This is a genomic window from Pantoea sp. ICBG 1758 (genome assembly GCF_002928325.1).
In the GTDB taxonomy this organism is placed as follows: domain Bacteria; phylum Pseudomonadota; class Gammaproteobacteria; order Enterobacterales; family Enterobacteriaceae; genus Pantoea; species Pantoea eucrina.
Genome location: NZ_POWL01000004.1, coordinates 13,942 through 26,400 on the forward strand (window position 1 = coordinate 13,942; position 12,459 = coordinate 26,400).

Annotated in this window: 8 protein-coding genes; 2 read left to right on the forward strand and 6 right to left on the reverse strand. The window is 57.6% G+C overall.

What is annotated here, in order from left to right; all coding sequences use genetic code 11:
- Positions 1-35: 35 nt before the first annotated feature.
- Positions 36-2,153, forward strand: coding sequence for a TonB-dependent siderophore receptor (locus C1Y41_RS13925; RefSeq protein ID WP_040113511.1), 2,118 nt, complete (start codon positions 36-38; stop codon positions 2,151-2,153).
- 97 nt (positions 2,154-2,250) lie between these two features.
- Here the strand turns inward: C1Y41_RS13925 and C1Y41_RS13930 are convergent, their stop codons facing one another.
- The 3 genes from C1Y41_RS13930 to C1Y41_RS13940 all read right to left on the reverse strand — a co-directional run bounded on the left by C1Y41_RS13930 (position 2,251) and on the right by C1Y41_RS13940 (position 6,952).
- A complete protein-coding gene (locus C1Y41_RS13930) occupies positions 2,251-4,176 on the reverse strand; it encodes a methyl-accepting chemotaxis protein (protein WP_104085644.1) in 1,926 nt (641 codons plus the stop codon).
- Positions 4,177-4,430: 254 nt separating this feature from the next.
- Complete coding sequence (locus C1Y41_RS13935; RefSeq protein WP_040113509.1) at positions 4,431-5,825, reverse strand: YfcC family protein; 1,395 nt, start codon at positions 5,823-5,825, stop codon at positions 4,431-4,433.
- Entirely contained in the window at positions 5,822-6,952 is a 1,131-nt protein-coding gene (locus C1Y41_RS13940; RefSeq protein ID WP_071668348.1) for a M20 family metallopeptidase, read from the reverse strand. The genes C1Y41_RS13935 and C1Y41_RS13940 overlap by 4 nt, the downstream gene beginning before the upstream one ends.
- A gap of 118 nt (positions 6,953-7,070) precedes the next feature.
- Between C1Y41_RS13940 and C1Y41_RS13945 the strand changes: the two genes are divergently transcribed.
- Positions 7,071-7,997: a LysR family transcriptional regulator gene (locus C1Y41_RS13945; protein WP_040113507.1), complete on the forward strand. Its 927-nt coding sequence runs from the start codon at positions 7,071-7,073 to the stop codon at positions 7,995-7,997.
- A 45-nt stretch (positions 7,998-8,042) separates the two neighbouring features.
- Here the strand turns inward: C1Y41_RS13945 and mqo are convergent, their stop codons facing one another.
- The 3 genes from mqo to kup form a co-directional block, all read right to left on the reverse strand.
- Positions 8,043-9,689 carry a malate dehydrogenase (quinone) gene (gene mqo / locus C1Y41_RS13950; protein ID WP_040113506.1) on the reverse strand — a complete coding sequence of 549 codons (1,647 nt, stop codon included), beginning with the start codon at positions 9,687-9,689 and terminating at the stop codon, positions 8,043-8,045.
- Between the two features lie 295 nt (positions 9,690-9,984).
- Positions 9,985-10,293 carry a DUF1471 domain-containing protein gene (locus C1Y41_RS13955; protein WP_040113505.1) on the reverse strand — a complete coding sequence of 103 codons (309 nt, stop codon included), beginning with the start codon at positions 10,291-10,293 and terminating at the stop codon, positions 9,985-9,987.
- A gap of 226 nt (positions 10,294-10,519) precedes the next feature.
- A complete protein-coding gene (kup, locus tag C1Y41_RS13960; protein WP_104085645.1) occupies positions 10,520-12,388 on the reverse strand; it encodes a low affinity potassium transporter Kup in 1,869 nt (622 codons plus the stop codon).
- Between the last annotated feature and the right edge of the window lie 71 nt (positions 12,389-12,459).

Sequence of the window (12,459 nt, forward strand, 5' to 3'; positions counted from 1 at the left end):
CCGGAGAGAACTGCGTGTTTTTAAGGGAATTAACCATGCGAGTGCCTTTTACTCTGAAGCGTTCTGTTCTGTTCTGCTCCGTCGCATTATCTGCATCACCGCTGCTGTATGCAGCTGAGACTCTGGTTGTCACCGCGCAGCCGGCTGAAACGGCTACGACTCCCACCACCGGCTATACGGCGAAAACCAGCCAGGGCGCGACTAAAACCGATCGCCCGCTGATCACTACCGGTCAGGCCGTTTCAGTGGTGACGCGTCAGCAGATGGAAGATCAGGGCGCGATGAGCGTAAATCAGGCGCTGAATTATACCGCAGGCGCCTTTACAAACTTCGCCGGTGCGGCGTCGCGTTACGATACGGTATCACTGCGCGGTTTCCACGGTGGCGATGTCGATAATGTCTTCCTGGATGGCCTGCGGCTGATGAGCGATCCCGGCAGCTATAACGTGCTGCAGGTTGATCCCTGGTTCCTTGAGCGTATCGATGTGATTAAAGGCCCTTCATCTGCGCTTTATGGTCAGACGGTGCCGGGCGGGCTGGTGATGGAGACGTCAAAACGTCCGCAGTTTCGGCAGGAGGGGCATTTCCGTCTCTCGGCGGGTAACAACAACACCACTTCAGCCGCCTTTGACTACACCGATGCGCTGAACGATCAGCTGGCGTTCCGCCTGACCGGTATTACCCGCAACAGCGACACCCAGTACGAACACACGCGGGAGGAGAAATATGCGATTTCACCCTCGCTGCTCTGGCAGCCGTCGGAAGATACCTCGCTGCTGCTGCGCGCCTATCTGCAGAAAGATCCCTCAGGCGGCTACCACAGCGCGGTACCGGGTGAGGGCAGCATCACCGAACACAACGGCTATAAGCTGAGCAATGGCTTCTACGACGGCCAGAGTTCACTCGACCAGTTCAAACGCCGCGAGCAGATCTACAGCGCCGAATTTGCGCACCGCTTTAATGACACCTGGGCGTTCCGCTCTAATGCCAGCTACTCTCACTCAAACGTCGATCTTGATCAGGTGTATCAAATCGGCTGGACAGGGAACAGTTCAGATCTGCTGAACCGCTACTACTCCGGCTCGCGCTCATCGCTGAAAGCGTACGCGATCGATAATCAGCTGGAAGCAGATTTCGCCACTGGCGCAGTAGACCATAAAGTGGTGCTGGGCGCGGAATACCATCAGTATAAAAACGACCTGCATGACGCAAGCGGCAACGCCAGTCAGCTGAATGCGCGGACCGGGGCCTCCGTGGGTGCCAACGACGTGTATACCTTCGAGCGCTCGCAGCGCTACTACTATCAGACCGGCGTCTACCTGCAGGATGAGATGGTCTGGGATAAGTGGCATCTTGACCTGTCGGGCCGCTATGACCGCATTGTGTCGCAGACTGAGAACTACGATCAGGCAACCAAAAACCGGCGTCAGGATGACCACGTGGGCGGTCGTGCCGCGCTGCTTTATGCGTTTGACAACGGTGTCTCACCTTATGTGAGTTACAGCCAGGCTATTACGCCGCAGTCGCTCTCGGGCCAGAACGGCAACCTGCTGAAACCCACTACCGCAGAGCAGTATGAAGCGGGCGTGAAATATCAGCCGCCGGGGACCTCCGATCTCTACACCGCAGCGGTGTACGATCTTACGCAGAAAGATGTCGGCAACCGTATTGTGCAGGGTTCTTATTTTGTGCCTGCCGGTAAAGTGCATTCACAGGGGCTGGAGCTGGAGGCGCATACCCAGCTGACGCCGCGTCTCAGCACCATCGCTAACTACACCCTCAGTCACGTACGGTATAAAGATTCGGTGGATGGCAACGATGGCCACACGCCATATGTCACCCCCAACTCTATGGCTTCGCTCTGGAGTAAATATCAGTTTGACTATGGTCTGAGCGTGGGTGCCGGCGTGCGTTACATCGGCAAACAGTGGGCTGATAATGAAAATACCCGGCGCCTGCCTTCCGCCACTCTGTTTGACGCGTCGGTCCGCGCCGATCTCGGTGCCTGGAACAGCCAGCTGAAAGGGGCTTATGTACAGGTTAATGCCAATAACCTCACCGACCGGGAATATGTCGCCGCCTGCTACGGCACGGGCTACTGCTACTGGGGCGCTGAGCGCTCAATTGTTGCGACCGTGGGTTACGATTTCTGATCGGATAATAGGTGGCCGGCGTACAGCCTGACGCCGGCAAACATACAGCCCGTAAGCTGGTTTATCCGCTTACGGGCTTTTTTCTGGTCGGCGCAGGTTAAAAGCTTTCCCAGCTGGCGTCCGCTGTGGACACAGGCCGGGGTTTAGCCGGCGACGGCGTCAGCACGGGCTTCGGAGCAACCCGGGCGGCATTTTCCTGTTCCGCGGAAAGACGGAAGATGGCCACGGTTTTCTCCAGTTCAATCGCCTGCGACTCCAGCGAGCTTGCTGCGGCAGAAGACTCCTCAACGAGAGCCGCATTCTGCTGGGTGGTGGTATCCATCTCCGACATCGCCTGCGCAATCTGCGAGATGCCCCGGTTCTGTTCATCAGAGGCGGCGGCAATCTCACCCATAATGTCGCGCACCTGCGTCACCGACTGCACAATATCATTCATTGTCGTACCGGCACGATCCACCAGCGCTGAGCCGTCGCTGACGCGATCCAGTGATTCGCGGATCAGCGTCTCAATCTCTTTTGCCGCCACGGAGCTGCGCTGCGCCAGGTTTCTGACTTCGCCCGCTACCACGGCAAAACCGCGTCCCTGTTCTCCGGCCCGCGCCGCTTCAACCGCTGCGTTCAGCGCCAGGATATTGGTCTGGAACGAGATACTGTTGATGACATTGATGATTTCACCAATTTTACCGGAGCTCTGACTGATACCGCTCATGGTAGCGATCACGTCGCGAACAATCTCGCCGCCGCGGCCAGCATTGCCGGAGGCGTCGGCCGCCAGCTGGCTGGCGTGATGCGCATTCTCAGCGTTCTGCTTCACCGTAGAGGTCAGCTGTTCCATACTCGCGGCGGTCTGCACCACGGCAGCACTCTGCTGCTCGGTGCGGGAAGAGAGATCGGTATTGCCGGCGGCAATCTCTGCGGAGGCGCGCGCCACGCTGCTGACGCCGCTGCGCACGTTAGCGATAATCGTCTGCAGGCTATGGTTCATGCTGTCAACCGCCTGCATCAGCTCTCCCAGCTCATCGCCACGGGTGGTTTTCAGCGACGTGGTCAGATCGCCTGCGGCAATGCGCTGCGCCGCGCTGAGCGTTTCACGCAGCGGGTGCGTAATGCTGCGCGTAATGCGCCAGGCAATCAGCAGGCTCAGCACCACGCAGATCGCGGCAGCGATAGCGATGCGCCACTCAGCGCCTTTGATAAACGAGGCAGAAAGCTGCGACTGATAGCTGAACATATCTGCCACGCCCGCATTCAGCCGCTCCGCCGCGCCCGTCAGGATGATGGATTCACTTTTCTCGCTGTTAAAAGCGTTCAGGTAGGGCGCCAGGGCGGGGCGCTGCTGATTGACCGCGGCCAGCACGGCCTGCGTTGCGGTAGTGATATCCCCCTGATTAAAACTGTCGAGCAGTTCGGTCAGGGTGGTGATGGTGATAAATTTATCCGCTATGGCGTCTCTGCTGGTTTCGCCGGGATTTTTCAGGAAGTTCTCTTCAATATTAGCGGTATCGTAGAGGGTCGCCGTAAGCTGCATAACCGGCGGCGCGGTCTCTGGCGTCAGGCCGCGATTCAGCGACTCCAGCTGATGTGCCAGCTTAATCAGCGCGGCAGGCGTAATTGCACTGAAGGCCGTGGTGGTTTCTTTAGCGGCGGCAATAAATTTTTCGCGCTGATCCTGATAGCTGTGCATCAGTTCACCCAGCTGGTTCACTTTCTGCAGCCCCTCTGCGTTCCAGCTAAAGCTTTCCAGACGCTGATAAAGCGCGGTAAATTCTTTCAGCGCCTCAACGTTCCGCACGGCAAACTGCTCATCTTTCGTGTACTGATACAGAGTGCGATTCAGCCGTGCTTTACTGAGCGTATTCACCATCTCAACCGTCACGGTGCGCCGGGCTGAGTTATCTTTAATGCTGCGAAAACAATCAAATGCGATAACAGTGATTGCCAGTGAGGCGGCTATCACAATAATAAAACCGGCTCCCAGTTTCTTTCCGATTTTAATATTTGAGAGGGAGTGAGCAAGGCCCATAAAATTCACCTTTAGTGAGATAATGAAATGCAGGTCAGAGGGAGGCGGAACGCATGCTCTGCCGTCAATTTACTATCGTCACGGCTCACAGAAGCTTGATATCTATTTTTAACGTTCGTCTTTTTATAAATAAATAAATGATGATCCAGAACAATATGGCGTCGGGGAAAACAGGATCGCGCTAAATAAGCGGATCCCCGCCACCGGATACGGCAGCGCCTGGTATCAGGCGGCGCTGCCTGAAAAGCGTCGGGTCAGAATGGCCCCCAGTTGATAGCGACCCCTGTCAGCAGCATCACCACACAGATCACAAACCAGATTGCGATGACCGGGGCAACAAAGCGCAGCCACTGACCGAATGAAACGCCTGCCGTGGCGAGCACCGCCATCAGCACGCCGGACGTCGGGCTCATACAGTTGACGATCCCTTCACCCAGCAGTACCGACTGCACCATCACCTGACGCGTCAGGCCAAGGTTATCGCCCAGCGGTGAGAAAATAGGGATCAGAAGCGCCGATTCTCCCGAGCCGGATGAGATACCAAAGTGGATCAGTGCGGCGCTGATAAACATGCCAATCGTTGCCAGCCAGGCGGGCACCGGCTCCAGCAGATCGGAAAGAAATCCGACGATCGGGTCGAGGACATTGCCCTGCTGCAGCACGAGTGAAATGGCAGCGGCCATCCCCACGATAAACGCCCCTTTGACCAGCGTGGCGCAGCCTGCCAGGAAGGTGTTGGCAATGTCCGATCCTGAGAGACGGCCCATCAGTCCGACGATAATAGTCAGCAGAATAAACATCGCTGACATCTCACGGGTGCCCCAGTGATAGCGCACCGTACCGGCAATAAAGAGCAGCAGCGCCAGCGCCGTGGTCGCCAGAATCAGCTTATGTCGTCCGGTTACCGGAGCAATACTCTCCGCAGCGGCAGACATAGCGGGCCGGCACTCACCGTTTTTACGCGCACGGCGCACGGCGTGGATCAGATAAAGCGCGGCGCTGACCACAAACAGCAGGCAGGTCAGGGCGCGCAGCAGCATGCCGGAGAACAGCGGCAGCTGCGCCAGATGCTGCGTCAGCCCGGTGGTGGCCGGATTCAGGATCGCGACGTTATATCCGGCGGCGCAGGTCAGATAGACCAGCGAGGCCCCAAGCATAGGGGAGAGTCCGAGTGAGCGCCCCACCAGCAGTCCGATCGGCACAAAGGCGACCACCGCATTGACGACCACGCCGGTGGTGCCGAGCAGCGAGAAAATCACGGCGAAAATAATGATGATGCGCGTATCACTCAGCGTGCTGCTGCGCGACAGCGCCTGCAGAGCCGTCGCTATCGCCCCGGTTTTCTCGATTACCGCCAGTACGCCTCCGGTAAACAGGATCAGAAAGATAATGGGGGCCTGTTTAACCATGCCCGCAGCGATCGCCATAAAGATCTCCAGCGGCAGCACACCGCTCTGCGGCACCGCATGCAGACTCTCTTTGACGGCAAACTTAATGCCGTCGCGCGTCTCATAATCGTAGACGCCCGCCGGTATAATCCAGGTCGCCACGGCGGCCAGCGCCAGAATAATAAACAGCAGCAGGTAGGGGCTGAGGCCCTCCCGCTGGCGCACAGCCCTGTCCGGTTTTTCCAGCGATATTTGTGTCATGGCGTCTCTCCGCTCAGCAGGCCAGCCAGCAGCGCCGTACGCTGCACCACCTCCGCAACAATAATATGCTCATGCCGCGCGTGAATACCGGCACCGGTGGCGCCCAGCCCATCCAGCGTGGGCAGCCCGAGTGCGGCGGTAAAGTTGCCGTCGCTGCCGCCGCCCACGGAGGCGCCTTCCAGCGTCAGGCCCAGCTGACGACCGATGTGCGCCGCGCGGGCAAACAGTGCGCGTGATGCCGCGCTCTGGCGCATGGGCGGGCGCCCCTGTTCACCGCTGATATGCAGGGTCACGCGCGGGTCATGCGGCTGGAGCTGCATAATTGCCGCGTGCAGGCGGGCCGCCTCCTCTTCAGAGGTGACGCGCGTATCCACTTCCAGACGCGCGCGATCCGCCACCACGTTCGCCCGGCTGCCGCCGCTGGCAACGCCGACGTTGACCGTAGTGCCACGTTCGGGCGCGTTGAGCGCGTGCAGCGCCAGAATCTGCTGCGCCATCTCCTGCACCGCGCTGGCACCTTCTTCCGGATTGTTGCCGGCGTGCGCCGCCAGGCCGGTCAGCGTAAGGTCATAGCGGCCGGTGCCTTTGCGGGCGACCTTCAGCGCGCCGCTGCCCGCTACCGCTGGCTCGACAACAAATACCTGGGCGGAGCCTCGGGCGTGGGTTTCAATCCACTGCTGCGAACCGGGGCTGCCCAGCTCCTCATCACTGTTGCAGAGAAACACCACATTTTGCCAGCCTGGCAGATCAAGCTGCTGCAGTGCGCGTACTGCCCAGATCGCCTGCACCAGGCCCGCTTTCATATCGAGAATGCCGGGGCCGTACAGGCGTCCCTCTTCTTCACGCAGCGTAAGCTCGCCTTTATTCCAGACGGTATCGAAATGGCCAATAATGGTGCTCTGCGGCGTTTGTCCGCCCAGCGAAAATTTCAGGTTATTACCATAGTGCTGCTGCGGTGTTATTTCCGCACGCACGTTAAGACGCTGCTGAAATAGCTGCTGCAGCACTTCACCGCAGGCGTCAACGGCAGATTTGTCATCAGAGGGAGATTCAGCCGCCACCAGCGTTTTTATGTCCGCCAGAATATCTGCGGCATGCTGTTCCAGATAAAGAGTAATCGCTTTCATTTTATAGTTTTCCTGTCTGTCGGGTTTGCACAGGCAGTATGCGCAGAAAAAACACGGTAGAAAAATAAGCTGCGCTGGCTATTATTGTTGCTCTCAGATCAACAGATAAGCGGAAAGTATGACATTATCCAGCTATCCCGAAAAATCGATAAGCTACCTGTATGAGGTCGGAATGCACGGCGGGATCCGCCGCGCTGCAGATGCGCTGGGCGTCAATGCTTCCGCCATCAGCCGCCAGCTGGCGCAGCTGGAGCGCGCGCTGCAGCTGCCGCTGCTGGAACGACGCGGCAGAAATGTGGTCCTGACCGATGCGGGTAAACTGCTGGCAGAGGATTATGCGCTGACCAGTCAGCGCCGCCGTCAGCTGGAGCGGCAGCTGCAGGATATGCGCCATATGCGCGGCGGCAGCGTTACGCTGCGCGTGGGCCAGGGGATGGCAGACGAAGTGATCCGTCACGTTATTGCCGAGTTCTCTCAGGCTTACCCGGCGGTTTTTGTGAATATTCAGTCGGGAGATATGCAAACCACGCTGACGCTGCTGGCAAAAGGTGAGGTGGATATGGCGGTGAGTTTTGGCCCCTCCGGCCCGCCCGGACTCCGCTGTAACAGCTTCAGGCGCGGTCCGATCTGTGCGGTCGTGCCCCCCTCACATCCGCTGGCCGCGCTGGATAAAGTTACGCTGTCACAGCTGGCTGAGCACCGGCTCATCGGCATGGATGAGCAGTTTGGTCTCCAGCGCTATCTGAATGCCATGTTCAGGAGTGAAGGACTCATCTTTACGCCCGCCTGTAGCTGTAACCTGTTTACCAGCGCCGTTTCTCTGGCGCTGGCCGGGCAGGGCGTGGCGTTTATGACGCCGCAGACGCTGAGAAGCATTCACGATTGCGATCGGCTGGTCGCGATACCGCTCGATCACCGCATTGCGCGCGAGAGTCAGTGTCAGCTGCTGCACAGCGCCGATCACCGCATGACGCCCGCTGCGCACTATCTCTGGCGACTGCTCAACAGCTATTTTGCGCGCTCCGCTAACGGATTACCGGCATAAAAAAAGCCGGACAGTGTCCGGCTCGGGATTCAGGGCTGGTCGCGATTAGAGCGCCATATCCTGTTTAGCAGATTCTTCGCGCGGCTTAGCCTGCATCGGCGCGGCCTGCTGCTCGCTCATATTGATGACAGGTGGTTTGGTCAGCTGCAGTACAGACGCGGTGTTATCCCACACCTGCTGCGTCAGCGCGGTATTGCCATTTAGTTTCTGGCCAAAGCTCGGCACGATAGTACGGATTTTTTCCTGCCACTCCGGTGAAGCAAACTGCTGCGGGAACAGCGATTTCATTACGTTCAGAGTGATAGGCGCAGCGGTTGAAGCACCCGGTGACGCGCCCAGCAGGGCCGCAACGGTTTTCTGCTGATCGGTGACAATTTCTGTACCGAGTTTCAGCACGCCGCCTTTGTCCGCATCTTTCTTGATGATCTGTACGCGCTGACCCGCCTGGATCAGTTTCCAGTCCTCTTTACGCGCGTTCGGATAGTACTCTTTCAGCGCGGCAAAGCGGTCGTCATCGTTCAGCATTACCTGACCAATCAGATATTTCACCAGGTCAAAGTTATCGATGCCCACGTGGGTCATCGGCATAACGTTGCTGGTGGTGGTCGCGCTCAGCAGATCGAACAGCGAACCATTTTTCAGGTATTTGGTTGAGAAGGTGGCGAACGGCCCGAACAGCACCACTTTTTTACCGTCGAGGTTACGCGCATCGATATGCGGAACCGACATCGGCGGTGCACCTACGGAAGCCTGACCATACACTTTCTGCAGGTGACGGCTGGTGATCTCCGGGTTTTCGGTCATCAGGAATGAGCCGCCTACCGGGAAACCGCCGTAATTATCCGCTTCCGGAATGCCGGTTTTCTGCAGCAGCTTGATGGCCGCGCCGCCGGCACCGATAAAGACATACTTCGCATCAACGCTGCGATCTTTACCGCTCTTCACATCTTTAATCGTGACGTGCCAGGAGTTATCACCGTTACGTTTGAAATCGGTCACTTCAGACGACGTTTCCAGCGTGAAGTTCTGATCTTTTTTCAGGCTGCCGATCAGCTGACGGGTAATTTCACCGTAGTTGACGTCAGTACCGACCGGTGTCCAGGTCGCAGCAACTTTCTGTGCCGGATCGCGGCCTTCCATCACCAGCGGTGCCCACTGCTCAATCTGCTTGTGGTCGGTTGAGAACTTCATGCCCTGGAACAGGGTGGTTTTCTGCAGCGCGGCGTAACGTTTAGTCAGATACTCAACGTTCTTATCACCCCAGACAAAGCTCATGTGCGGCGTAGAGTTGATGAACGAACGCGGATCGTGCAGCACACCGCGCTCAACCTGGCTGGTCAGGAACTGGCGGGTGATCATGAATGATTCGTTGATCTCCAGCGCTTTGCTAACGTCGATTGAACCGTCTGCACGCTCTGGCGTGTAGTTCAGCTCCATGTTAGCAGAGTGACCGGTACCGGCATTGTTCCAGCCATTGGACGACTCCATCGCCACGCCGTCGAGACGCTCAACCATCAGCTGTTTCCAGCCCGGTTGCAGCTCCTGCAGCCAGGTGCCCAGAGAGGCACTCATGATCCCGCCGCCAATCAGCAGCACGTCGGTTTTTTCTGGTGCGTTCTCAGCGTGAACCGCTGAAGAAACAAGCAGTGCGGTCAGCGAAAGCGCGGACACAATTTTTTTGGTCTGATTCATGCCAGTCCTGTTCTTTATTCAATGCAGATGAACGTTAAAAATTCGGATGGCAAATTAAAATATTGTTACGGAAAGATTAACCTGTTTTTAGTTATTTAACTATTTACGTGGATTAATTAAGTTACATAATTATATTCAGGTTAAATAAGCAGCAAATAAGGCGGGAGAGGCAATGTCAATATCAGCAGGATAACCGCTTCTGTTGCGCGGTTATTCTTTATAACCACAGGCTGAACTTAAAGCAAATAAAAGTGCGGATAATTGCGCCCGCCGGTTATTCAGCAGGCGCAGAGCGTTAGCCGTTTAGCGCAATCTCATCACCGGTGTGATAGAGCGTCGCTTTCGCCGCCAGCACCGGGTGCCCGTCATGCGCCGGCTCATGCGACTCCACATCACTGATATGATATCCCGCCGCCCCGGCAGCCAGCGTCTTTTTAACCACCGCATCGGTCAGATCTTCCATTGAGGTTGCCCAGCTCACGCTGGTTACGCTGGTGGGGCGCAGCGAAGCGATCTGCTGTGGCGTCAGATCGGCACGCACCAGCACCGGCTGAATATCCTGCGGGGTAAAAATAGAGATAACATCATTGATTAACGCTTTCATAGGCCTGCTCCTGAGAGAATTGCACGGTATGGGTTCGTTATGCATTTTTCTGCCCGGCTTAAAAAGCGCGGGCGACAGAGTGACTAAACACTCTGCCGCGCCGTCTGGTTTAGCTTTAATTGCTAATAAGTTGTTAAGAAAAATTCTGCCACAACTTTGTCACTCTTACAGCAACCTGGTTGCATCTGCTTACAGGTTTATGCTGTGTTTTGGTGCACTTACCCGATCAAAACTCGCGCTGACCACCCAGTTCAATGACGCGGTTGGGCGGGATATGAAACTGTTCATGAGCGCGCAGCGCATTGCGCTGGCAAAAGTGAAAAATGCCGCCGCGCAGGCGCGCCAGACCACGACGCTGTTTCATCACCAGCGTGTCGTGGGAAGTAAAGAAAGACGCTTCATTGACCGAGCAGCCAAAGCCCTCCAGCCCGCACAGGTGCAGGATCTCAGCCATCGACGGCGTTTCACGCCAGCCATAGGCGGCAGTGACCTGCCAGAAGGAGGCGGAAAGCGGCGTCAGCGTTATACGCTGCTGGTTATGCACGCGCGGCGTGTCGACGGTGCGGATATGCAGCAGCACGACGCGACGGTGCAGCACGCGGTTATGTTTAAGGTTGTGCAGCAGCGCCTGCGGGATCTCAAACTCTTTACGCGCCAGAAACACGGCGGTGCCCTCCACGCGGCTGGGCGGGCTTTTTTCCAGCGAGCTGACCAGCGCCAGCAGGCTGGCCTGACTGCTGTCGAGACGCCGGATCAGCCGGTTGCGCTCGCTGCTCCAGATAAGCATCAGCGCCATCATGGTCAGCGCCAGCAGCACCGGGATCCAGCCGCCTGACAGCAGCTTCATCAGGTTTGCGATAAACAGCGGCACGTCGATGCACAGCATCATCAGCAGGAACAGCCCCGCCAGCGGCAGCGGCCAGCGCCAGTTGCGTTGCGCCACCACGCCTGCCAGCCCGGCGGTGATCACCATTGTACCGGTCACGACAATGCCGTAAGCAGAGGAGAGCGCCGACGACTCACGAAAGGCCACTACCACCAGCATCACGGCGGTAAACAGCAGCCAGTTCACGACCGGAATGTAGATCTGACCTGACTCGGTATGCGAGGTAAAGATAATGCGCATCGGCGGCAGAAAGCCCTGCCGTATCGCCTGATGCGTCAGCGTATAGACGCCCGAAATCACTGCCTGCGCGGCGATAACCGTTGCCAGCGTCGAGAGCACAATCAGCGGGATCTGCCCCCACGCCGGCGCCAGCAGGTAAAAAGGATTACTGATCGCGGCGCTGTTCGCCATCACCAGTGCGCCCTGACCAAAATAGTTAAGCACCAGCGCCGGCATAGCGATAACCAGCCAGGCGAGGCGGATAGGGGTTTTACCCAGATGCCCCATGTCAGCATAGAGCGCCTCGGCACCGGTGACGGCCAGCACCACCATGCCGAGCGCCGCCAGCGACAGCGCAGAGTGGCTCAGCAAAAAGTCGAGCGCATAGTGCGGACTCAGCGCCTGAAGCACCTGCGGGTTAAGCAAAATGCCGCGTACGCCGAGCAGCGCAATGGCGGCAAACCAGACAAACATTACCGGCCCGAATATGCGGCTGACCTTTTCAGTGCCCTGGCGCTGAATGACAAACAGCAGCGTCAGAATAACCAGCGCCAGCGGGACCACAAACCGCTCCAGCGCCGGTGAAACCACTTCAATGCCTTCAATGGCGGAGAGCACCGAAATCGCCGGGGTGATCACCCCGTCACCATAAAAGAACGCGCCGCCGATGAGACCGGCCAGCATCACAGCGTGCCCCGCTTTGCTGCTGACGCCGCGTCGCGCCAGCGCCATCAGCGTCAGGATGCCTCCCTCTCCGTCATCATCCGCGCGCATGACGAAACAGACATACTTCAGGGTAACAATCAGCGTCAGCGCCCAGAAGATGAGCGATAAAAAGCCCATGACGGCAGCCGGTGTGACGCTGCCGTCGGGCAGAATCGACAGGCACTCTTTCAGGGTATAAAGCGGGCTGGTCCCGATATCACCAAAGACGATACCGGCAGCAGCCAGCATGCCGGCAGGCAGCGAGGCTTTGTGCGGGTGTTTCATGAATTTCCTGCTCAGGTTAACAGAGAGGCGCGGTCTCTTCAGCGCCGGAGTTATAGCGGCGAAGATAGCGG

Coding starts and splice junctions, on each gene's coding strand:
- C1Y41_RS13925 (WP_040113511.1), top strand. CDS start 36: ATGCGAGTGCCTTTTACTCTGAAGCGTTCTGTTCTGTTCTGCTCCGTC.
- C1Y41_RS13930 (WP_104085644.1), bottom strand. CDS start 4,176: ATGGGCCTTGCTCACTCCCTCTCAAATATTAAAATCGGAAAGAAACTG.
- C1Y41_RS13935 (WP_040113509.1), bottom strand. CDS start 5,825: ATGACACAAATATCGCTGGAAAAACCGGACAGGGCTGTGCGCCAGCGG.
- C1Y41_RS13940 (WP_071668348.1), bottom strand. CDS start 6,952: ATGAAAGCGATTACTCTTTATCTGGAACAGCATGCCGCAGATATTCTG.
- C1Y41_RS13945 (WP_040113507.1), top strand. CDS start 7,071: ATGACATTATCCAGCTATCCCGAAAAATCGATAAGCTACCTGTATGAG.
- mqo (WP_040113506.1), bottom strand. CDS start 9,689: ATGAATCAGACCAAAAAAATTGTGTCCGCGCTTTCGCTGACCGCACTG.
- C1Y41_RS13955 (WP_040113505.1), bottom strand. CDS start 10,293: ATGAAAGCGTTAATCAATGATGTTATCTCTATTTTTACCCCGCAGGAT.
- kup (WP_104085645.1), bottom strand. CDS start 12,388: ATGAAACACCCGCACAAAGCCTCGCTGCCTGCCGGCATGCTGGCTGCT.